The 19100-nt window shown below is 51.9% G+C and carries 32 protein-coding genes; all 32 read left to right on the top strand.

Annotated elements, in window-relative coordinates; genetic code table 11:
- The first annotated feature begins 118 nt into the window (after nucleotides 1-118).
- A complete protein-coding gene (locus tag B0B07_RS13215) occupies nucleotides 119-373 on the top strand; it encodes a YqaI family protein (protein ID WP_076759604.1) in 255 nt (84 codons plus the stop codon).
- 98 nt (nucleotides 374-471) lie between these two features.
- Entirely contained in the window at nucleotides 472-1419 is a 948-nt protein-coding gene (locus tag B0B07_RS13220; RefSeq protein WP_076759606.1) for a YqaJ viral recombinase family nuclease, read from the top strand.
- The gene (gene recT / locus B0B07_RS13225; protein WP_076759608.1) at nucleotides 1419-2309 is read left to right on the top strand and encodes a recombination protein RecT; all 891 of its coding nucleotides are present in this window, start codon (nucleotides 1419-1421) and stop codon (nucleotides 2307-2309) included. The genes B0B07_RS13220 and recT overlap by 1 nt, the downstream gene beginning before the upstream one ends.
- Before the next feature lie 52 nt (nucleotides 2310-2361).
- Complete coding sequence (locus B0B07_RS13230; RefSeq protein ID WP_076759609.1) at nucleotides 2362-3207, top strand: phage replisome organizer N-terminal domain-containing protein; 846 nt, start codon at nucleotides 2362-2364, stop codon at nucleotides 3205-3207.
- Nucleotides 3107-3970, top strand: coding sequence for an ATP-binding protein (locus B0B07_RS13235; RefSeq protein WP_234982411.1), 864 nt, complete (start codon nucleotides 3107-3109; stop codon nucleotides 3968-3970). The genes B0B07_RS13230 and B0B07_RS13235 overlap by 101 nt, the downstream gene beginning before the upstream one ends.
- Complete coding sequence (locus tag B0B07_RS13240) at nucleotides 3967-4185, top strand: hypothetical protein (protein WP_076759613.1); 219 nt, start codon at nucleotides 3967-3969, stop codon at nucleotides 4183-4185. The genes B0B07_RS13235 and B0B07_RS13240 overlap by 4 nt, the downstream gene beginning before the upstream one ends.
- A gap of 55 nt (nucleotides 4186-4240) precedes the next feature.
- Nucleotides 4241-4444 carry a hypothetical protein gene (locus B0B07_RS13245; RefSeq protein ID WP_076759615.1) on the top strand — a complete coding sequence of 68 codons (204 nt, stop codon included), beginning with the start codon at nucleotides 4241-4243 and terminating at the stop codon, nucleotides 4442-4444.
- Nucleotides 4422-4904: a hypothetical protein gene (locus B0B07_RS13250; protein WP_076759616.1), complete on the top strand. Its 483-nt coding sequence runs from the start codon at nucleotides 4422-4424 to the stop codon at nucleotides 4902-4904. The genes B0B07_RS13245 and B0B07_RS13250 overlap by 23 nt, the downstream gene beginning before the upstream one ends.
- Nucleotides 4905-5020: 116 nt before the next feature.
- Nucleotides 5021-5197, top strand: a complete 177-nt coding sequence (locus B0B07_RS15350; protein ID WP_200805821.1) for a DUF6011 domain-containing protein — start codon at nucleotides 5021-5023, stop codon at nucleotides 5195-5197.
- Nucleotides 5194-5706, top strand: coding sequence for a Holliday junction resolvase RecU (locus B0B07_RS13255; RefSeq protein ID WP_076759618.1), 513 nt, complete (start codon nucleotides 5194-5196; stop codon nucleotides 5704-5706). Before B0B07_RS15350 ends, B0B07_RS13255 begins: the two co-directional genes overlap by 4 nt.
- A 16-nt stretch (nucleotides 5707-5722) precedes the next feature.
- Nucleotides 5723-5881 carry a DUF3954 domain-containing protein gene (locus tag B0B07_RS13260; protein WP_076759620.1) on the top strand — a complete coding sequence of 53 codons (159 nt, stop codon included), beginning with the start codon at nucleotides 5723-5725 and terminating at the stop codon, nucleotides 5879-5881.
- Between the two features lie 351 nt (nucleotides 5882-6232).
- On the top strand, nucleotides 6233-6424 hold the full coding sequence (locus B0B07_RS13265; RefSeq protein WP_076759621.1) for an XtrA/YqaO family protein: 192 nt from the start codon (nucleotides 6233-6235) through the stop codon (nucleotides 6422-6424).
- Nucleotides 6421-7134 carry a hypothetical protein gene (locus tag B0B07_RS13270; protein WP_076759623.1) on the top strand — a complete coding sequence of 238 codons (714 nt, stop codon included), beginning with the start codon at nucleotides 6421-6423 and terminating at the stop codon, nucleotides 7132-7134. Before B0B07_RS13265 ends, B0B07_RS13270 begins: the two co-directional genes overlap by 4 nt.
- Nucleotides 7135-7270: 136 nt before the next feature.
- Entirely contained in the window at nucleotides 7271-7819 is a 549-nt protein-coding gene (locus B0B07_RS13275; protein ID WP_076759625.1) for a hypothetical protein, read from the top strand.
- Nucleotides 7820-7921: 102 nt separating this feature from the next.
- Nucleotides 7922-8419, top strand: a complete 498-nt coding sequence (locus B0B07_RS13280; protein ID WP_076759627.1) for a sigma-70 family RNA polymerase sigma factor — start codon at nucleotides 7922-7924, stop codon at nucleotides 8417-8419.
- Nucleotides 8420-8595: 176 nt separating this feature from the next.
- Nucleotides 8596-8880 (top strand): YjcQ family protein, encoded by a 285-nt coding sequence (locus B0B07_RS13285; protein ID WP_076759629.1) that lies wholly within the window; start codon nucleotides 8596-8598, stop codon nucleotides 8878-8880.
- Between the two features lie 88 nt (nucleotides 8881-8968).
- The gene (locus tag B0B07_RS13290) at nucleotides 8969-9544 is read left to right on the top strand and encodes a hypothetical protein (protein WP_076759630.1); all 576 of its coding nucleotides are present in this window, start codon (nucleotides 8969-8971) and stop codon (nucleotides 9542-9544) included.
- An 84-nt stretch (nucleotides 9545-9628) separates the two neighbouring features.
- A complete protein-coding gene (locus B0B07_RS13295) occupies nucleotides 9629-10069 on the top strand; it encodes a terminase small subunit (RefSeq protein WP_076759633.1) in 441 nt (146 codons plus the stop codon).
- A complete protein-coding gene (locus tag B0B07_RS13300; RefSeq protein WP_144264364.1) occupies nucleotides 10059-11348 on the top strand; it encodes a PBSX family phage terminase large subunit in 1290 nt (429 codons plus the stop codon). Before B0B07_RS13295 ends, B0B07_RS13300 begins: the two co-directional genes overlap by 11 nt.
- A gap of 12 nt (nucleotides 11349-11360) precedes the next feature.
- Nucleotides 11361-12863, top strand: a complete 1503-nt coding sequence (locus B0B07_RS13305) for a phage portal protein (RefSeq protein WP_076759636.1) — start codon at nucleotides 11361-11363, stop codon at nucleotides 12861-12863.
- Entirely contained in the window at nucleotides 12856-13743 is an 888-nt protein-coding gene (locus B0B07_RS13310) for a minor capsid protein (protein WP_076759637.1), read from the top strand. Before B0B07_RS13305 ends, B0B07_RS13310 begins: the two co-directional genes overlap by 8 nt.
- An 11-nt stretch (nucleotides 13744-13754) precedes the next feature.
- A complete protein-coding gene (locus tag B0B07_RS13315; protein WP_076759639.1) occupies nucleotides 13755-14009 on the top strand; it encodes a hypothetical protein in 255 nt (84 codons plus the stop codon).
- Nucleotides 14010-14288: 279 nt separating this feature from the next.
- Nucleotides 14289-14891, top strand: coding sequence for a DUF4355 domain-containing protein (locus B0B07_RS13320; protein WP_076759641.1), 603 nt, complete (start codon nucleotides 14289-14291; stop codon nucleotides 14889-14891).
- A 14-nt stretch (nucleotides 14892-14905) separates the two neighbouring features.
- Nucleotides 14906-15907 (top strand): phage major capsid protein, encoded by a 1002-nt coding sequence (locus tag B0B07_RS13325; protein WP_407643878.1) that lies wholly within the window; start codon nucleotides 14906-14908, stop codon nucleotides 15905-15907.
- A 15-nt stretch (nucleotides 15908-15922) separates the two neighbouring features.
- Nucleotides 15923-16225: a hypothetical protein gene (locus tag B0B07_RS15355; protein ID WP_076759642.1), complete on the top strand. Its 303-nt coding sequence runs from the start codon at nucleotides 15923-15925 to the stop codon at nucleotides 16223-16225.
- Between the two features lie 9 nt (nucleotides 16226-16234).
- Nucleotides 16235-16585, top strand: a complete 351-nt coding sequence (locus B0B07_RS13335) for a phage head-tail connector protein (RefSeq protein WP_076759644.1) — start codon at nucleotides 16235-16237, stop codon at nucleotides 16583-16585.
- On the top strand, nucleotides 16582-16890 hold the full coding sequence (locus tag B0B07_RS13340) for a hypothetical protein (RefSeq protein WP_076759646.1): 309 nt from the start codon (nucleotides 16582-16584) through the stop codon (nucleotides 16888-16890). Before B0B07_RS13335 ends, B0B07_RS13340 begins: the two co-directional genes overlap by 4 nt.
- Complete coding sequence (locus B0B07_RS13345; RefSeq protein ID WP_200805822.1) at nucleotides 16887-17216, top strand: HK97-gp10 family putative phage morphogenesis protein; 330 nt, start codon at nucleotides 16887-16889, stop codon at nucleotides 17214-17216. Before B0B07_RS13340 ends, B0B07_RS13345 begins: the two co-directional genes overlap by 4 nt.
- On the top strand, nucleotides 17216-17596 hold the full coding sequence (locus B0B07_RS13350) for a hypothetical protein (protein ID WP_076759647.1): 381 nt from the start codon (nucleotides 17216-17218) through the stop codon (nucleotides 17594-17596). The genes B0B07_RS13345 and B0B07_RS13350 overlap by 1 nt, the downstream gene beginning before the upstream one ends.
- 15 nt (nucleotides 17597-17611) lie before the next feature.
- Nucleotides 17612-18172, top strand: a complete 561-nt coding sequence (locus tag B0B07_RS13355; protein ID WP_084186700.1) for a phage major tail protein, TP901-1 family — start codon at nucleotides 17612-17614, stop codon at nucleotides 18170-18172.
- A 60-nt stretch (nucleotides 18173-18232) separates the two neighbouring features.
- Complete coding sequence (locus B0B07_RS13360) at nucleotides 18233-18625, top strand: tail assembly chaperone (RefSeq protein ID WP_076759648.1); 393 nt, start codon at nucleotides 18233-18235, stop codon at nucleotides 18623-18625.
- Between the two features lie 68 nt (nucleotides 18626-18693).
- Entirely contained in the window at nucleotides 18694-18951 is a 258-nt protein-coding gene (locus B0B07_RS13365; protein WP_076759650.1) for a hypothetical protein, read from the top strand.
- Nucleotides 18952-19100: the final 149 nt, after the last annotated feature.

A 19100-nucleotide genomic window follows, 5' to 3' on the forward strand; every position in this document is an offset into this window, starting at 1 on the left:
TTGAACCAAGTATAACACGGGAGCCTGGCTCCCATCAAGAAGCGTCGGGGTTCCCCTTCCCCCAATCCAGCCCCGGCGTTTCTTGATGGGATTCAACCATCGGAAAGGAGGAGTAAGCATGAACCATCCAGACGTCGAGCACACAATGCTCACCGGTTATCCGGACCGGTCGCACCTCACTTACGAGGACCGGCAGTGGAGTGCAGTTGACCACAGTGTCATCGCTGATCATCCGGTCGAGGACTACTTCGGTGACGAGATCCAGACAGGGGACAAGTACTTCACGGACGAGGCCGGCCGGATCGTCTTGCAGGACAACATCAGGGACTACCTGACCGAGTTAGCCGGCGCAGTGTTTTACAAGGCAAAGTAAAAAGCCCGCTGCGGTAACAGCGGACTTGCGGGCACTTCCTATAATTCCTAACTCAATTATAACCGGAGGGCCCGCGATTATTCAAGGGAGGGACAAACATGCAAGCTGAATCACTAAAAAACGTGTTGCACATAGATCGTTCTGAATGGCTGCAGGAGCGTCGCAAGGGACTTGGAGGATCGGATGCCGGGGTCATCCTTGGACTGAACAAATGGAAGTCACCGTTTCAGCTATATCTGGAGAAGACCGGTGAGTACACCGAGGAAGTCGATAACGAGTTCATTTACTGGGGCAACCAGTTGGAGGATATGGTCGCCCAGGAGTTCGCTAAACGGACCGGTAAGAAAGTCCGCCGGAACAACCGGATGCTGATCCATCCCGAGCACGACTTCATGCGGGCAAACATCGACCGGGTTGTCGTCGGTGAGCGGGCGATTTTGGAATGCAAGACAACGAGCGCCTGGAATGCAGAGCAGTGGGAGGGGGAGGACATCCCGGCATCGTACATCTGTCAGGTCCAGCACTACCTGGCAGTGACCGGTTACGAGAAGGCATACTTTGCGGTCCTGATCGGCGGTAACCGTTTTGTGTGGAAGGAAATCGACCGGGACGACGAACTGATTGACATCATCATCGACCGGGAGAAGCACTTCTGGGAGGAACACGTCCTCGCCGGGGTACCGCCTGAGATTGACGGAAGCCCTGCGGCCGGAGAACTGCTCGCCAAGCTCTATCCGGAGGACGACGGGGAGACTGCCATGCTCACCAAGTCGGACGAAGAGCTGCTGGAGGCGCTCGAATCAGTGAAGGGCGAAATCAAGGAACTGGACACACTCAAGAAGCAGTACGAAAACAAACTCAAGATGACCCTCGCGAACAGCCCTCACGGCGTGTCTCCGAGGTTTGAAGTCACATACCGGGCACAGGTCCGGAACACCATCGATAGCAAGCGTCTGCGCGAAGAAATGCCGGACATCGCCGAGAAGTTCACCAAGCAGTCGAAGACCCGCGTTCTGCGGATCAAACAAATCGAGGAGGCTAACTAATGGCTACCGTAAACGAAATCAAGAAGCAGGCTCAACAGAATCAGCAACCGGCACCCCGCCAGCCGAAGACAATCGAGGACTACTTAAAGCAGATGGCCCCGGCGATGGCGGAGGCATTACCAAAGCACATGAACATCGACCGACTCACCCGGATCGCGCTGACCACTATCCGCACTACCCCGCAACTGCGGCAAGCGGATCCGGCAAGCCTGCTCGGGGCAGTCATGCAGGCCGCACAGCTCGGACTCGAGCCCGGTCTTCTCGGCCACTGCTACCTTCTTCCGTTTAAAAATAACAACAAAGGAATCACCGAAGTTCAGTTCATCATCGGCTATAAAGGCATGATCGACCTGGCCCGCCGGTCCGGCCACATCGAATCCATTTACGCTCATGCGGTCTACGAAAACGACGAGTTCGAATATGAACTGGGGCTTGATCCAAAGCTCGTGCACCGGCCGACGATGGACGTCAATAAAGGGAAATTCATCGGTGCCTACGCAGTCGCCAAATTCAAAGATGGCGGATATCAGATGGAGTTCATGAGCCGGGCAGACATTGAACAGCGCAAGGGCCGCTCGAAGGCTGCAGGCTCCAAATTCTCGCCATGGTCCACCGACTACGAAGAAATGGCCAAGAAGACGGTCGTCCGGCACATGTGGAAGTACCTGCCGATTTCCATCGAGGTTCAGGAACAGGTCGAGTATGACGAAGGGACGGGACGGAGTATCAAGGACGTCACGCCTAATGACGATGTGTTCCTGGAAGCCCCTGACTATGAGGTCCTGGACATGCCTCAAGGAGGGGAGGAGCCAGAGAAAGAGCCGGTGCCGGTTGAGGTGGACAAGCAAAAGAAACAAGCAACTGCTGAAACGTTAGGAAAACTGGTGTAAGGGGGCTACGGCCCCTCAATTCTTAAAAAGTACCAAAAGGAGAGCGAGATAGATGAGTGATGTGAAGTGGATCAAGCTGAGTACGCAGATGTTTGAGGACGAAAAGATACGACTAATCGAGCAAATGCCCGACGCTGATACCATCCTCATCATCTGGGTCAAGCTCCTGTCGCAAGCTGGAAAGACCAATGCCAATGGCTACATTTATTTATCTGAAAACATTCCATACACAGATGAGATGCTAGCAACTATCTTCAACCGACCGTTGAGCACAGTTCGCTTGGCGCTCAAGGTATTCAGTGACTTCGGAATGATTGAATGTGATGACGAACAATTCATTTCTATAACGAATTGGGGTAAGCATCAGAGCCTTCAAGGATTGGAGAAAGTGAGGGAGCAAACTCGCGAACGAGTGGCCCGTCACCGAGAGAAAAAACGGTTGGAAGAACAGAAACGGAATGTAACGTTACACGGTAACGGTGCTGTAACCCACATAGAAGAAGAACTAGAACTAGATATAGATAAAGAGGAAGAGATAAAAGATAGTGTCCCGTACCGGGACATCGTTGCCTACTTCAACGAGAAGACTGGCCGTGAATTTAAATCAACATCCAAAGAGACCCAACGCTTGATTAAAGCTCGATGGAACGATGGATTCCGACTTGAAGACTTCAAGAAGGTTATAGATATCAAATCAGCTCAATGGCTGGGGAATTCGAAGATGGAAAATTTCCTACGCCCCAAGACATTGTTCAGCAATAACTTCGAATCCTACCTGCAAGAAAGGGTGATATCAGATGCAGAACATCAGCGACATCATGGCCGGCCTGCAAGAACGAGCTATGAAGATGAGCTCGCTGCAGCAGAACGAGCCAAGCAAGCATGGGGCGGAGTATGAGTGCCCGCAATGCAAAGACACTGAAATGATCCTGTATATCGACGAAGACGGCTACTCCATGGGCCGGCCGTGTGAATGCAAAGATCGCAAAGTCTGGAAGCGCCGATTCAAGAACGCCATGATCCCGGATGAATTCACCTATGCGACCATTGAAAACTTTCAGCACGACACGGACATGCAGAAGGACATGCACCGCATGACCACCGGTTACCTTGACCGGTTCCCTGCGCATCGGGACGCTCTGCACAAACACGGCATGCAGAACTTCGGATTAGTTGCAGACTTCGGGGAGCAGCGGATCCGCCGGATGCCCGATGAAAGCCGCACGGCCGCCAAGCAGGAGCACAACAGCTTCGGCATCGGCAAGACGCACTTGCAGATTGGCTTGTGCAAAAAACTGATCAAGGCCGGCTTCAATGTCCTGGTGATCTCGGATGTCAGCTTCATGGACGAGACGATGGCGGCCAAGCGGATGAGCGACAACGGCGAAACATTTCACGAGCTCATGCGGGGCGTCATGGAGGCCGACGTACTCATGTGGGATGACATCGGCAAAGCAAAGCCCTCCGAATCCAAAGAGGACCTGTATTACAACGTCATCAACGAACGTTACAAGCGCAAGAAGCCGATTGTCTTCTCCTCGAACGAGGACCGGGGAACGCTGGCGGACCGGATTGGGTACGCGGCAGCCAGCCGGCTGATCGGACAATGCGGAGACTATCTTCTCGAAACCAAAGGACAAGACTGGAGGCTTAAACGATGAACCAAATTGAGAAACACGCCGAAAAGATTACGAACACCCCGAAATACCACGCAGACGCTTTCACCGTCGCTGGGAACGCATGGAAAGCCTCGGGCTACCAGGACGAGCAGCAGTACCGCATGATGCTGAAACACCTGGAGCACCTGCAACAGATCCTCGGGACGGACCAGCAAGGCGTGCTGGACTTCCTGTACCGGATGGACATTGCGGCCTAAGCCTTTATTTTTTCACCGACTCTACTAATCAATCAACCTACCAGGAGGGACAGATATGCACTACACAGGCATCGACAACACCGGCGTTATGAGCAAGCCGATCGAGGAGATCGAGGAGAGCAAACGCATCATCAGCACGTTCGGCCATTCCGGCTACAGCTTCGCGTTTGTGGTTGATCGGTCGAGGGGCCCGAGGGATTACCGGGCGGTCTTGCGGCATGAGGGGGCGATCCAGCGTGCAACAAGGGCGCGTTCGTGACGGAATGTCTGCGGAACGAAAGCTGAGACAGCTTGAGACCATGACCCCATGGGAGCGAAGGGAACTGCGGCACCGGAGAGAGCGTGAGAAAGAAGCTCGCCTGAAGTGGTATGCCGAGCGAATGGAAATGGTTCAGGAGCAACCGAAGGACCAACAGGAGAAGGCGTGTCACCCGTTGGTCACTGACGAAATGGCTGCCGAGGCAAAACGAAATGGTATTGCAAGACGAACCCTGCGAAAGCGATTGAAGAATGGCTGGGATCCAGAAGAAGCTACGACCATCCCGCCCAAACAACAAATCCCGTGGACAGCCGAAGAACTAGGAACCATGAGGCAAGCAATCCAGGAAAAGAAAAGCCTGTCCGAGGTGCGGAACCTGTTCGGTGATCATCCGAGCTCATCAGTCGCCACCAGATATTACGATGAGCGGGCAATCATGCGGGAGGACGGGCTGCTATGAACAGATTCATAGCACAGGAACGCGCAGGGGCTTGTCTGTCGGTCTCTGTGGATGAACATGAACACGAATCAGCAAAGGCGGCGAAACGCCTGTAATCGAACGGGAGGGAGCCTGTAATGGAGGGAGCGAACTGCAAACGTTGCGGCCGGCCACTCAAGCTGGCGCACAGCGTGGAGGTGGGCTACGGCCCGACTTGCAGGAAAAAGCATGACGAGGCGGAAGCTGAGTTTCTAAAACGGCAGATCACGATCGAAGAATACGCGGAGTTTGCGGAAAAGGCGGTGGGACGATGAGGCAACTCAAGAGCCAAACTCATCGCAACCGAGGAGCACATCTGGAACGGCTGCTGGATATGACCCACCGGCAGTACCGGGCGAACGGGATTGCCGACATCCGAAAGATCCCGACGCCGGTCAAGATCACAAGCAATGACCGCGGCCGGATCACCGGATATACCCAGCGCGGGGAGCTGGTCGACTACTTCGGTATCTTCGACGGCCGGCCGATCATCTTCGATGCCAAGCAGACGAATGAACGGACACGGTTCCCCTTGGACAATATAGCAGACCATCAGTACAACATACTGGAATCATGGCACCAGAAGGGCGCACACGCCTTCCTGGTCGTCCGATTCGACAAGTTGGACGAGCAATACATTCTGCCCTTCCCGTTGCTCTTAGAGGCGTGGACGGGCTACAAGGGGGACGGACGGAAGAGCATCCCATATGAAACGTTCCTGACCGAATGTGAGCAAGTCAAAAGTGAGAAAGGCTACCCTTTGCATTACCTCAAACACTTGTGAGGGGGGAGGAAACAGCATGAAGGAAGCAGACGAGAAGCCGGACGGCGTGTACATCGTCAAGGACGGCAAGGCGAAGAAAGTTACCCCTCCGGCGACCGGATTCGGGAAGCAAGTCGTCACTTGGGAAAACGGCAAGCCGACGCGGTGTGAAGTCAGTTTTACGGAGAGGACTTAATCAGCGATTGACGCATGTGATAGATAGGGCAGAAGAAGGGTGAAAGGGCGGTAATAAAAGTGAGACAGTACGAAAAAGGCTATTTGGACGGACAACTTGACAGTGCCGAAAATGAATTAGAGATTCTTTACAGAATTAAAAAAGACTCTCACGAAGATTGGCGAGCAAACAGTGTTTTAATGACAAGGATTAAGGACACGGAAAGATTCTTGGAGAAGCACGGACGTTAGTCCAAAGTTCGGATAAACGACTGATTAACTGAATAACCGACGTTACGGAAACAATCCGGACGCTGACTAAACCACCTGGGGAGGGGTTTGGCCGGCGTTTTTCATTCGGGAGGGAAACAGAATGGGAAATCTAGTATTTGATGGTCAAGGAAGGTTGCAGATTGATATAATGGACCTACCAGCGAACTGTGTCGTGGTGATTTCGGAAGGCAAGGCAAAGGTCCGAGAGCTACCGAAGTTCGGGGAATATAGGATTGTGACGCATCAGGGGAAGGTAAAACGAATGCGGAGGGAAGAGGGGGAAGAGTTTTGACTATTCTAATTAGATTCATGGAAGAGAAATTTGTTGAAGACTTCATGAAAGGCCACATTTACATGAAGTCGAATCAATACTTTATAGATTTGGAAAAAGAGCTTGGTGTTGAAGGCATAGGAGATAAATATGAGGGCGCACATGTCGAAGATCTTATTCCTGGTAAACATGAAGTATATTTAACTAGTGGAGACACAAAAATTAAAATCCATTTCACAAAAATGAGGATTGCTCAGCAATATGAAAACATCAAAAAATTCCCTATACTTTGTAGTTTAATGCTAACCGAAGATGACTTTGAACACTGTGAAAGTGAAAACAAATGGGTATTAAGAAATGAAACATATAATGATTTCAAAAGAGACTTCGACAATCGAACCGCTATAATTATAGTGGATTTTGAAGAATTCAAAAGTAGAGTGAATAGGGAATTAAACAACATCGGAGTTAGAGGTTGGATGGGAAAAGTTACTTATTATGATTCTCCTCATCCATTGACTGTAGAAGATTTTGATAGCGATCCCATAAAGGCTTTGTTTTACAAGAGGAAAGTTTTTGAGCATCAACGAGAATACCGGATAGTTGTTGAACAAATTGAGAGTGATCATGTAACACTTGATGTTGGAGATATTTCCGATATCGCAAAAAAAATAGACATGACAAGTTTAGCAAGTTTGCAAATTCATTTAGAATCAGAGGAAAATATTTGATTACAGCATTGGGCTGTTTTATTTGTTCTTTCCTTGTTGCAGTTTAAGTTTAAGTACGAGATCCAAAAGAATTAGAATGTTGCGCGCATATAGGGGAGTGAGAATGTGAGAGCTAGAATGAAGAAGGGGGAGAGCTTTGAACGCTGATATAATTGACCTAATCAAATCGTTTGAAGGGATTATAGGCGCCGTGCTGGGTTCAGTTTTAACTTTAATAACAACACATTTACTGAAGAAAGCAGGGGGGTTAACCAGTAATATTAACATTGACAATGTTAATATTACAGAGGATAAGGATGGCTTTTTCAAAAATGTAGAAAGTTTAAAGGAAGCTGATCATGCCAAGGTTGAGCTGGTTGTAGATTTTTATAATAGCTCCGAGATATACAAAAGTATCAGTGATATTAAGGTTGATTTTTACGATGGGAAAAAGTTGATATATTCTATACCTCTCTCTGATTCAGATACTAGGAAAACCGGAAAAATTTTTACTGCTTTTGACGAGTTTGAATACTTGAATGTTGCTCCTAATGAATTAGTGAAAAAGAAGCTGTTCTTTGAGTTTAACCAAAATAATATTGAAATATTAAAAATCACTACACACTTCTCAATAAGGTACTCAATACACAAGAATAGTGCGAAAAGAAAGCGTGAGATTAAGAAAAAATTCTTTATAGATTTCTAAAGGTCCCACTGGCCAACCAGAGGACAACATCTGATTACAGCATTGCGCTGTGTCATTTGTTGTCCTCTTTTTTTGTATTCAACTTAGAGGGGAGCAATTACGATGATTGAAAACTGGGCGGATCATCTCATTACAGAATACACAGTGGGACGGAAGGCGCTTCACGCGATGAAGGAACGCTACGACGAGAATGATCCATACCAAAAGCAGGACGTCTCACACATCAACAGCATGATCGATTCTATGACCTATTCAATGGAGTGGATGGAGACTGGCCGGGAACCCGGTACCTTCCGGGGGATGGACAAGCAGCGGCAGTATCAAAGGCAGTTTTTCGAGAGCGTGGAGACTATCCCGGATATTGTCGAGGAGCTGGGCATCGACATCATTGAACGCCGTCTAGAAATGGACACGGAAATGAAGATCCTGCTCACTGATCTGTTTGTCTCCATGTCCCACCGTGAGCGAGAGTGCTTCATTCTTCACAGTGCTCAAGGCATGAGCATGGGCAAGATTGCGAAGACGATCGGAGTCAGCAAAGCAACCGTCCAGAGCTACATAAATCGGGCCCGGAAGAAGGTCGAGGAGATCATCGCTTAAAAAGATGGTGCCATACGATGCCATACGGTTTTGCCATTAGTGAAGGGGGGATCAGGGGGGATGCACGGACGAGTGCGCCTCTCCAGTCACCGAAACATATTAATCTGAAAAAATGACAGGATGTTGAAGGATTCCCTGCTGACAATGGTGAAGATTGTCGGAAAGGGGGTGAAAGCATGGACACGAAGAAGTTAAGGTATGCGATCCTGCGCGAGGTCGATTCGGGTAATTCGGCACTGACCGAAAAGGATTTTGATGTCGCTGAAGATGATTTTGATGAGGCTATTCGTCACTTGGATCGAGAGGGGTACCTCGTAGGCATTTTTTATGCAGATGACAGACCGCAACTCTTTGAAGGCACAGCCAGAGTGACAGAGAGAGGCGAAGAGTACCTGGAAGAGAACAAGTCATGGAAAAAGCTATACAAGGGATTAAAAGAAATACGTGATTGGTTAAAGTGAAGCATCCTTCGGGGTGCTTTTTTCTATGCCGAATCAGCATTGGAATTCATCCCTGGAATAGTTACAATTGCACCAGGAGGTGAAGAATATGAAAAAAATCATAGCTATCCTGGCTGCCGCCATGCTGCTATTGGCTGCATGTGGAGAGAGCGAAGAGAAAAAAAACGACGAGCCGGAAAAGAAAGAGACGAGCGCAGCTCCAAAAGAGGAGAAGGCCGAGCCGGCTAAGGAAAAGGCCGAAGAGCCAAAGGAAGAGTCCGAGGAAGTGGACACCCAGAAGGTACTGGAAAAGGCGCTGAAAAAGAAGCTCGGGGATGAGTTCATTTCGTTAAATGGCGTATTTGTCGGAGATGAATACTTCGGACAGATCGAACTAAAGGGCACAGAAAGCATGACACCGAAATTGACGGTTAAAAGCATGAAGTTGTCTATCCGAGACGCCTTATACGTGATTCGAGATTCTAAGGTGGGGGCCGAGAATTTTTCCAACATCGGAGTAAGCGTGAAATATCCGCTTGTATCTGCTGACGGGAAGACTGCCGATGAGTACGTGATCAAATCAGACTTTACAGGCGAAACGGTTGCCAAGCTGGACGGAGCAAATCAGAACAACATCCAGGACTTTGCCTCCGACTGGTGGGAGCATCCTGCAGTCCAACAATAAGGTTATCAAGCGTTCATCCAAACTGGTGGGCGCTTTTTATATTTCACAAAAAGCGAGCAGCGTGAAAGTGGGTGGTGATGTGCAGTGAAACTGACAGAAAAGCAGCGTAGGTTTGCCGATGAATATATCCGGCTGGGCAATGCGACCGAGTCGGCTTTGAATGCCGGATACAGCCGCAAGACTGCTGCCGTGATCGGTGCAGAGAACCTTAAAAAACCTAATATCAAGACCTACATCGAAGAGCGGCTCGAAGAACTTCGCAAAGAATCGATCGCAGATCAAGATGAAGTGCTGCAATACTTGACTGCCGTCATGCGCGGAAAGATAACAGACGAGGCCCTTCTCGTTGTTCCGGATGGGGACTTTGGAGCGACCGTGGAGCGTAGGGAAAAACGTTCTGACACAATGGCGCGCACAAAAGCGGCCGAGCTTCTTGGAAAGAGGATGATGCTCTGGACCGAAAAACAACAGGTAGAAGTGGTGCTTCCGCAGTTCATTGAGGATGTGCCTGACGATGACGACTAAGGTGCAACCGATTCGGATCAGCGAAAAGATCGGGAACGGATACAACCGGTATTGGAATAGCCGGAACTTCTATCGCGTGAATAAGGGGAGCCGGGGTTCCAAGAAGTCGAAGAACACGGCACTCAATTTTATTCATCGGATCATGAAATACCCGTGGGCGAACCTGCTTGTCGTCCGGCGCTACTCGAACACGAACAAGCAATCCACCTATACGGATCTCAAGTGGGCGGCCTCTCAGCTGGGAGTGCTGCACCTTTTTAAATTCAATGAAAGCCTGCCTGAGATCACGTACATTCCGACCGGACAGAAAATCCTTTTCCGCGGACTGGATGACCCGCTCAAAATTACGTCCATTACGGTGGATGTTGGAATCCTCTGCTGGCTCTGGGTTGAAGAAGCGTATCAGATCGAGAATGAGGACAAGTTTTCCACAGTTGTGGAGTCGATCCGGGGAACTGTTGACGATCCGGAGTTTTTTAAACAGGTCACGATCACCTTCAACCCGTGGTCTGAGCGCCACTGGCTCAAGAAGGCGTTTTTTGATGAGGAGACGCGCCGGGCCGACACGTTCGCTATGACGTCCACCTTCCGCATGAATGAGTGGCTGGACGATGTAGACATCCAGCGTTATCTTGATCTATACAAGACCAACCCCAGACGCGCCAGAATCGTCTGTGACGGCGAGTGGGGCGTTGCGGAGGGTTTGGTATTCGACAACTTCGAGGCGCGCGATTTCGACAAGCAGGCGGTCATCCAGCGCGTCGGGGAAACAACGCACGGCATGGACTTCGGCTTCACAAATGACCCGACGACTTTGCCATCCACCGCCGTGGATCTCAAGCGCAAAGAGTTGTGGATCTATGACGAGCATTATGAGACCGGGATGCTGACCCAGGACATCTACAACATGATCGCCGAGAAGGGGCTGCTGAAAGCGTCCATTACTGCAGACAGCTCGGACAAGCGATTGATCGCCGAGCTCCGAGCAAAAGGCGTCCGGCGGATCCACTCGGCCGTCAAGAAGCCGGGAAGCATACGGCATGGCATCAGCTTCCTGCAGGGCTTCAAGATTTACATTCATCCGTCCTGTGTGAATACGATCGAGGAATTTAACACCTACGTCTTCCAGCAGGACAAGGAAGGCAACTGGCTGAACGAGCCGGAAGACGCAAACAACCATATCATTGACGCCTTGCGCTACTCCATGGAGCGCTACCACCTTGGAACACGCAAGGGAACTGACGAGAAGGTCGGAGCGCTCAAGTCGCTCGGCCTGTAAGGAGGGCAGAGTATGTCTGTTGATACGAACGATTTTGAAACAGCTGCAGATGAAAGCCTGACGAGGCCAAGGAGCCAGGGGGCAGGCGTGCAGTTCTCTTCGGAGGCGAGGATCCACTACACCTACTCCAGTGCCGAGGATCTGCTGAACAACCTCGACGATCTGGCAGAAATGCTGGAGCACCATCTTATTCACCAAGTGCCGCGCTTGGACATCCTGGACGACTACTACGAGGGCGAGAATACAAGGATTTCCGAGGGCGTCCGTCGTCGCGAATCGCATCTGGCCGATCACCGACCGCCGCACAACTATGCAGAATATGTCTCGCAGTTCATCCAGGGCTACATGACCGGGATCCCGATCCGCGTCACCTATCCGGACGATGAGAAGGTTAATGATCTGCTACTGGACATTAACCGACAGAACGATGCCGACGCCCACAACTCGGAATTGATCCTCGACTTGTCCATTTACGGACGGGCCTATGAGCTTTTGTTCCGTGACAAGTCGGACCGTAACCGGTTTGTCCGTTTAGACGCGCTGCAAACATTCGTGATCTACGATGACACGGTGGAGCAAAAGCCGATTGCCGGTGTGCGGTATTACAAAAAAGCGTTCAGAGCAAACGTGCCCTATACGGTCGAGGTCTACACCGACTCCAAGAAGGTCACATACGAGTCTAAGAGCTTCCAAGCCCGGGATATGAAGGAGACCGCATCTGAGTTTCACCATTTCCGGGGCGTGCCGGTCATCGAATACCAAAACAACCGGTTCCGCCAGGGAGACTTCGAAAAGGTGCTGCCACTCATTGACCTGTACGATGCCGCACAGGCGGACACGGCCAACTACATGACGGATCTCAATGATGCGTTGCTCAAGATTGTGGGCAACGTGGATCTGCCAGACGCCAAAAAGATGAAGGATGCCAACATCCTTCTCCTCCAGACGGAGACGGATTCGGAAGGCCGGCAGGGGCACGCAGACGCGGATTACATCTACAAAAAGTACGATGTAGGCGGGGTTGAAGCATACAAGAGCAGAATACAAAATGACATTCACATGTTCACCAACACACCGAACATGAACGATGAGAAGTTCGCGGGTAATTCCTCCGGAGTTTCTATGGTGTATAAGCTGTTCGGCCTTGAGCAGAAGCGCGTAACGAAAGAAAGGTTCTTCAAGCGCTCCCTCATGGAACGGTACCGCATGCTCAACAATGTGCTGGGGGCCGCCCAGGAAGGTTCGTTCATTGTGGAAGACCTGGACATCGTCTTCACTCCGAATCTGCCTAAGAACGTGAAAGACGAGCTGGAGATGTTCTCGCAGAACGGCGGCAAGCTGTCGAACCGAACAATGCTCGGCCTGCTTTCATTCGTGGACGATCCTGCCGAGGAAGAGGAGCGCATCGAAGAAGAGGAAGAGGCAAAGCGGATCCCGTATGACTTCCTTGCTGATCCGAATGAGGGCGGAAAGCCCCCAAAAGATCCGACAGTAGAGGGTGAGCCGAATGGCTGAAAGCTATTGGGTTAAACGGGAACGGGAGAACATGAAACGGCTGAATCGGTCCGATGCCGAGATGGCTGCCGTCCTGGATAAGGAGTACCGGCGAACGCTCGACGAAGTGCAGTCCTTGATTGACGCTTTCTACAGCTGGTACTCGGACAAAGAGGGGATTAGCCTTTCCGACGCACGGATGCGCGTGCAAAAGCTCGACATGGAGAAATATGAGGACCTGGCGAAGAAGTATATCCAGACCAAAGACCTCAGCCCGATTGCCAACCGACAGATGCGCTTGTACAACCTCACCATGAAAGTGAATCGCCTTGAGCTCCTGCAGGAACATATCCGGCTGGAGCTCATTCTGCTGTCCAGCAAAGAGGAGATGCTGCTACGCAAGGCATCTATGGAGGAAGCCCGGAGAGAGTTTGAACGGCAGGCCGGTATTCTGGGACAGACGCTCAACGCCAACGAGAAGTTGTTCCGCACGATTGCCGATGCCTCTTTCCACGGGGCCCACTTCTCGGACCGGATCTGGGCGAATCATGAAGCGCTCAAGTCCACTCTCAACCAGACAATAAGCGCCGGTATTGTGCAGGGGCGCTCCTCCCGAGAGATGGCAAGTGTGATTAAAGACCGGTTCAAAGTCTCGGCATACCAGGCCCAGCGCCTCGCACAGACAGAGTTTGCCCGCGTGCAGATCGCCGCACAGGAAGAGTCCTATAAGCAGGGCGGCATCGAAAGATATGAGTACCTGGCGTGGATCGATAACCGAACTTCGCATTACTGCCGTAGCCTAAATGGCAAGGTGTTCAAGGTGAAGGATATGCAACCCGGCGTCAATGCGCCACCGATGCACCCGCACTGCAGATCCAGCACAATCCCGATTGTCGAATAGGAGGAGACGAGATGGAGTCGAGAGAGACCGGCGAGTATGCTGAGGAGGCAAAAAAGTTTGAAGAAGCAATGCGGAGGCTGTGGGAGTTTGTATCGGAAAGGTTCCGGGACCGACTGCTGAGGTTTACAGAAGCAATGTCCGAGGTCCAGGAATTAATCGATCGAGAACGGGCACTCCGCGCGACCTGGACGGTCTGCATGGACAACCGCCGTCCGCACCAGGTACTTGATCGGCGACCGGCATTCGGGCCGCGTAAATTACTTTGAGGGGGTGATGGACCGTGTTTGCTGTTTTGCCGCGATATGCGGGGAAAGGAAGTGATCCATCTATCTCCGGATCGGCCGCCCGGTGATGCGGCATGCGCCCGGCAAGGCGTAAAACTGCTGATGACCTACTAAATCAATCGTGCGCGGGCACGGGCAGGAAACGGAATACAAACATAACAGGGCAGAACTGGACGGGCTTTCGGGCGTGTCTGGGGCTGCCTTTTGTCATGGGCGGAAACGGGACCAACCGGCGTGCGCGGGATAAGGAGACATGAACCGATGAAACCAGAAAAGAAATGGCCCCTGCGCCTGAATATCCAACACTTTGGCAATACCGATCCGGCTGATCCTCCAGCAGATCCAAAAGGCGGACAGAACGAACCTCCCGCAGATCCTCCGGCCCCGAACCAAGCGGAGATCGACCGCCAGATTTCTAAGGCTGTTCAGAGTGCCCTGGACAAAGCGCAGAAACGCTTCGAAGAAGAAAAGCAACAGGCGATCGCAGACGCAAAGAAAGACGCCGAAGAGTACGCCAAGATGTCCGAAAAAGAGCGGAAGGATGCCGAGTTTCAGAAGCGCCTGAAAGAGATTGAGGACCGGGAGCGTGCCTTGAATGAGAAGCAGCTGCTGTCCGAGATTGAATCCGATCTAAAAGAACAGGCACTTCCTCTTTCTTTCGCTTCCGCGCTCCTCCGTCTAGGCGAGAATGAGGCGATCAAAGAGGCGATCACCGGCATCAAGGCGGATTTTGATGCAGCTGTCAACGAGCGAGTGAAGGAAGAATTGCGGCAGGAAACGCCGGGTGCTGGGAATGCCCGCTCTCAGACCTACACTCGCACAGGCATGGCCGAAAAGGCCGCGAAACACCGACTCATTAAATGAATGGAGAGATCAATTTGAAAACCTACCAAAAGATGAAGGCACCACTTCGCCTTAACATTCAACACTTTGCCGAAACAGATTCGGCGAAATTCAATCCGGACAATGTGGTCATGTCTAACTTCATGGAGGGTGAGATTCCAACTCAGTTCTCCGATGTGATTGTCGAGGACGTCATGGCAAACTCGGTCACGATGCAGTTGGCCCAGTATGAAGAAATGACTCAGCAAAAGAAAGAATTCACCTATCTGACCGGACCGCTCGGCGCTTACTGGGTGGGAGAAGGTAAGAAGATCCAAACATCGAAACCCACTGTCGTAAAAGCGGTTATGGAGGCGCACAAGCTCGGCGTCATCGTCCTGGCTACCCGTGAAGCGCTCCAGTACACGGTCCGTCAGTTCTTCACACAGATGCGCCCTCATATCGCAAAAGCTCTCTATACCAAGTTCGATGAGGCCGCAATCCTCAACGTGGACAATCCGTTCCTACAGTCTCTTGACCAGGCGGTCCGCAATGTAGACAACCATGTCATCTCAGGACCAATCAACGGAGAGAACTACTTTGCCCTCACGGATGCAGTGAACGATGAAGGGTTCGACGTGAACGCCTTTATCTCGAAGAAGCAGAACAAGTCGCTTCTCCGCAATGTTGTGGACGGGTTCAAGCAGGAAGATGGCACAATCGTAGATCCGACACGCCTGTACAACCGCAACGCCAACACACTGGACGGCCTGCCGATTGCAGAGCTTGATTCCAAAGAAATGGCGAAGGGGACGCTGTACGCCGGCGATTTCAACTATCTGCGTTACGGGATCCCGTTCAATCTGAACTTTAAGATCACCGACACGGGCCAGATTTCCACGATCACCGACGAAAACGGCGATCCGATCAACCTGTTCGAGCGCGAGATGGTCGCCATGCGCGCGACGATGGACGTCGGCTTCATGGTCCTCAAGGACGAGGCTTTCGCGAAACTTGAGCCTGCTGCCGAAACACCAGAAGCGCCCGCCGGCGCATAAGGAGGAGGAGACAGAATGGCTGAATACAAAGTAATCGTTGATTTCACCGATTTTCAAGACGGCGGCCACGTATACCGGGCTGATGATCCGTACCCAAGAAAAGGGGCGAAAGTCAGCGAGGAACGTGTGGCTGAACTGTCCAGTACGGAAAACAAGCGCAATGAAGTGCTGATCGTGGCTGTCGATGACGAGCCTCCTGAGAGCGTTACGGCCGAATACCCGAAACACAACGGGGGCGGCTGGTACGAGCTCTCCAACGGCGAGACAGTGCAGGGCAAGACGGCCGCAGCTAAAGCAGAAGCAGAACTGCAGAAATGAGGCGAGAACATGGAGGATCTTGAGAAGCGGATTCTCGGCCGGGTGAAACGTCTCATCGGTTTGTCTGACGCCCTCCAGGACGAAGCTCTGCAAGAGATCATCCAGATCCGGAGAGAGCATCTGCAGATCGAACTGGAGCGCGACGAGATTCCCTCGGCTCTGGAGTTTATCCTGGTGGAGCTGTCCGTCCGCCGGTACAACCGGATCGGCTCGGAAGGGATGAGGGGTGAATCGGTCGAGGGGCACTCGGTCAACTTCTACGATCTCGCTGAGGAGTTCAAACCTTACGACCACCTTATCAACCGGTACCGGCCGAAAGATCAGACCCAGCCGGGGCGCGGGAAGGCGATTTTCCTATGAGATTTGCCGACCGCGTGACCTTTATCCAGGAGACGGGCGGCGGGTACAACCCGGACACCGGCCGGCACGAGCCTCCAGAGATCCGGCGCGAGACGCTGCCCTGCAATCTCTCCTATGTCGGCATTGACCGGCAGAAGGAACTCTTCGGGCAGATTGACCGCGCGACGGCCATCGTCCGACTCCGCCAGCCGTACTCCCGGCGCTTCGATTATGCCGAGATCGAGGGCAGACGCTATGCGCTTTCCCGGCGAACACCGTTGCGCTCGGTGAATGCTTTTTACCTGGAGGAGGTGCCGAAGACGTGAAGCTGAACGGCATGGAAAGACTCAATAAGAAGCTGGCGTCCGGCAGTTCCATCCGGCAAGATGCCGCGAAGGTTGTACAAAAGCACGCAACCCGGATGAACGGCCTGGCCCAAAGGAATGCGCCGGTGGACACGGGCGAGCTCCGACGCTCCATCCGGACGGGATATTCTGACGGAGGGCTGACTGCGACAACGAAAGTTGGTGTGCATTACGGGCCCTATGTGGAGTACGGCACGCGATTCATGGCCGCTCAACCGTTTCTCCGGCCAGCTTTTTATAACACAGCCTGGGACTTCAAAGACGACATGGACAAGTTGGTGAAGTGATGGAGAAATCTCCTCAGCAGATCATCTATGATGCAGTTTTCAAAGCCTCCCAGAATGCGGGTTACCGGACATTCGATTTTCTGCCCGCCGAAGATGAAGCCTATCCTTTTGTGTTCATTGGCGAGCAGCTCGATGACGACCTGATCTACAAGAGTGTCGTCCTCGGAGAGGTCCGGCAAACCGTTCATATTTATCATAACTACCGCGGACGCGGCGAGCTGACAGGCATGGTCCATGAGCTCAGGAAGCGTCTGTGGGTTTTAGGCAAGACGGAGGGGCAACCCTTCAAGACAAAAGCTGTTCACGGCCAGGTGATCCCCGACAACTCGACAGGAGCCCCACTGCTGCATGGGATCATCGAGGCCGTTTTTAGATTCTAAGAAGGAGGCACAAGCATGACAAACCCTATTACGAAATATCGGGACGACTACGCACCCCTGCTTGAGAGCAAGGCGCTTGACGGTGTGATTTGGGGCAAGGACAAGATCCTTCTATTCCGCGTTCTGGGCGACACGGAGGCGGCATCCAAGCTCGCGTTCCAAACCTCGCACACTTTCTCTTTCTCGCCGGATAAAGAGACGATTAAAACGAAAGATGGAAACGTGATCCGGGACAACGGGACAGAAACGGAAGTGTCGATCGAGGCGATCCAGAAGAAAGGGGATCCACTGTTCGGGTTGCTGACCGTCGCGGTCCTTGAGGGACTGACTCTCGAAGTCTGGGAGGTCACAGTGGACGAGGATCTCAAAACAGAAGCAGGCTATCCGGCAGCTTATGCCCGGGGGCAACTGACCGCATGGGAATGGCCTGCAGGCGCAGAAGAGGAAGCGACGGTCACCGGGACCCTGCTAGTAGAAGGAAAGCCGAAATGGGGCTACACGCCTCTCTCGGCCGACCAGGAGACTGCAGTCGAGTATGCGTTCCGGGATGCAGGCGCAATTCCAACAGAAGCCTGATGTTTGGAGGGGGAAACCCCTCTTTTTTATTTGGACTGAACCAATAAGGAGGAAAACAATATGAATTTCGCGATCAACGGCAAAGACTACGAGCTGCGGTTTGGCATGCTCTTTCTCAAAGAAATGGATGAGCACTACAAAATGAAGGTGAATGGCCAGGTTGAGTTCTCGATGGGCATGAAGTTTGCGCTGCCTTACCTTAAGACCGGCAATCTTCCGGCTTTGCATAATACTCTCTGCGCGGCTTTGAAACATCACAAAGAGATCAAGCCGTTCCAGGTTGAACGAGAGATCGAGCGCATCGCAGAAGAGGACGCTGAAAACGAAACGGACAATCTGGGCGAGCTGTTTGAGGAGCTACTCGAAGAAATGGGAAAGCAACCGCTGTTGAAGAAGGAATTCTCCCAACTGCAAAAGACGGAGAAGGAAGTGGCGGAACAGGGGAACGCCTGACATATGACCGGATAGTGCTCAACTGTTTCCGTTATCTCGGAGCCACAAGTGAGAGAGAAGTGGAACTTTTGACGATGCGAGAATACCTCCTCCGCATGCACGCCGAGACGCTCAAGAGACTGGACCAGAAAGAGGACATGCACCTGCAGGCCTGGCTCGGCCATATGGTCACGGCAACCAGAGAGCAGGGCAAGAAACAGGTGCCGGTCTATAAAACTTTCCGGGACTTTTTCGATCGTGAAAAAGAGCTCGAAGGGCTATACGGACCGAAGTCCGATCCTCGGAAATCCAGACTCGCAGACATTGCCGCGGTCGCGAACGGGTGAAAGGAGGCTGAACGATGGAATCCTATGCAGTGGAGGCCATTCTGAAAGCTAACACTAAAGGGTTTGAAGAGGGATTCCGAGCCGCCGCCGAAGCCGCAAAAACTTTTCAGCGAACCGCTGACGGAATCTCTACCGACAGTATTGAAAAG

It is taken from the genome of Edaphobacillus lindanitolerans, assembly GCF_900156305.1.
Lineage (GTDB): Bacteria > Bacillota > Bacilli > Bacillales_A > Planococcaceae > Bhargavaea > Bhargavaea lindanitolerans.

Excerpts from the sequence above, each read along its gene's own strand:
- B0B07_RS13215 (WP_076759604.1), top strand. The coding sequence starts at position 119 with ATGAACCATCCAGACGTCGAGCACACAATGCTCACCGGTTATCCGGAC.
- B0B07_RS13220 (WP_076759606.1), top strand. The coding sequence starts at position 472 with ATGCAAGCTGAATCACTAAAAAACGTGTTGCACATAGATCGTTCTGAA.
- recT (WP_076759608.1), top strand. The coding sequence starts at position 1,419 with ATGGCTACCGTAAACGAAATCAAGAAGCAGGCTCAACAGAATCAGCAA.
- B0B07_RS13230 (WP_076759609.1), top strand. The coding sequence starts at position 2,362 with ATGAGTGATGTGAAGTGGATCAAGCTGAGTACGCAGATGTTTGAGGAC.
- B0B07_RS13235 (WP_234982411.1), top strand. The coding sequence starts at position 3,107 with ATGCAGAACATCAGCGACATCATGGCCGGCCTGCAAGAACGAGCTATG.
- B0B07_RS13240 (WP_076759613.1), top strand. The coding sequence starts at position 3,967 with ATGAACCAAATTGAGAAACACGCCGAAAAGATTACGAACACCCCGAAA.
- B0B07_RS13245 (WP_076759615.1), top strand. The coding sequence starts at position 4,241 with ATGCACTACACAGGCATCGACAACACCGGCGTTATGAGCAAGCCGATC.
- B0B07_RS15350 (WP_200805821.1), top strand. The coding sequence starts at position 5,021 with ATGGAGGGAGCGAACTGCAAACGTTGCGGCCGGCCACTCAAGCTGGCG.
- B0B07_RS13255 (WP_076759618.1), top strand. The coding sequence starts at position 5,194 with ATGAGGCAACTCAAGAGCCAAACTCATCGCAACCGAGGAGCACATCTG.
- B0B07_RS13260 (WP_076759620.1), top strand. The coding sequence starts at position 5,723 with ATGAAGGAAGCAGACGAGAAGCCGGACGGCGTGTACATCGTCAAGGAC.
- B0B07_RS13265 (WP_076759621.1), top strand. The coding sequence starts at position 6,233 with ATGGGAAATCTAGTATTTGATGGTCAAGGAAGGTTGCAGATTGATATA.
- B0B07_RS13280 (WP_076759627.1), top strand. The coding sequence starts at position 7,922 with ATGATTGAAAACTGGGCGGATCATCTCATTACAGAATACACAGTGGGA.
- B0B07_RS13285 (WP_076759629.1), top strand. The coding sequence starts at position 8,596 with ATGGACACGAAGAAGTTAAGGTATGCGATCCTGCGCGAGGTCGATTCG.
- B0B07_RS13290 (WP_076759630.1), top strand. The coding sequence starts at position 8,969 with ATGAAAAAAATCATAGCTATCCTGGCTGCCGCCATGCTGCTATTGGCT.
- B0B07_RS13300 (WP_144264364.1), top strand. The coding sequence starts at position 10,059 with ATGACGACTAAGGTGCAACCGATTCGGATCAGCGAAAAGATCGGGAAC.
- B0B07_RS13305 (WP_076759636.1), top strand. The coding sequence starts at position 11,361 with ATGTCTGTTGATACGAACGATTTTGAAACAGCTGCAGATGAAAGCCTG.
- B0B07_RS13310 (WP_076759637.1), top strand. The coding sequence starts at position 12,856 with ATGGCTGAAAGCTATTGGGTTAAACGGGAACGGGAGAACATGAAACGG.
- B0B07_RS13315 (WP_076759639.1), top strand. The coding sequence starts at position 13,755 with ATGGAGTCGAGAGAGACCGGCGAGTATGCTGAGGAGGCAAAAAAGTTT.
- B0B07_RS13320 (WP_076759641.1), top strand. The coding sequence starts at position 14,289 with ATGAAACCAGAAAAGAAATGGCCCCTGCGCCTGAATATCCAACACTTT.
- B0B07_RS15355 (WP_076759642.1), top strand. The coding sequence starts at position 15,923 with ATGGCTGAATACAAAGTAATCGTTGATTTCACCGATTTTCAAGACGGC.
- B0B07_RS13335 (WP_076759644.1), top strand. The coding sequence starts at position 16,235 with ATGGAGGATCTTGAGAAGCGGATTCTCGGCCGGGTGAAACGTCTCATC.
- B0B07_RS13340 (WP_076759646.1), top strand. The coding sequence starts at position 16,582 with ATGAGATTTGCCGACCGCGTGACCTTTATCCAGGAGACGGGCGGCGGG.
- B0B07_RS13350 (WP_076759647.1), top strand. The coding sequence starts at position 17,216 with ATGGAGAAATCTCCTCAGCAGATCATCTATGATGCAGTTTTCAAAGCC.
- B0B07_RS13355 (WP_084186700.1), top strand. The coding sequence starts at position 17,612 with ATGACAAACCCTATTACGAAATATCGGGACGACTACGCACCCCTGCTT.
- B0B07_RS13360 (WP_076759648.1), top strand. The coding sequence starts at position 18,233 with ATGAATTTCGCGATCAACGGCAAAGACTACGAGCTGCGGTTTGGCATG.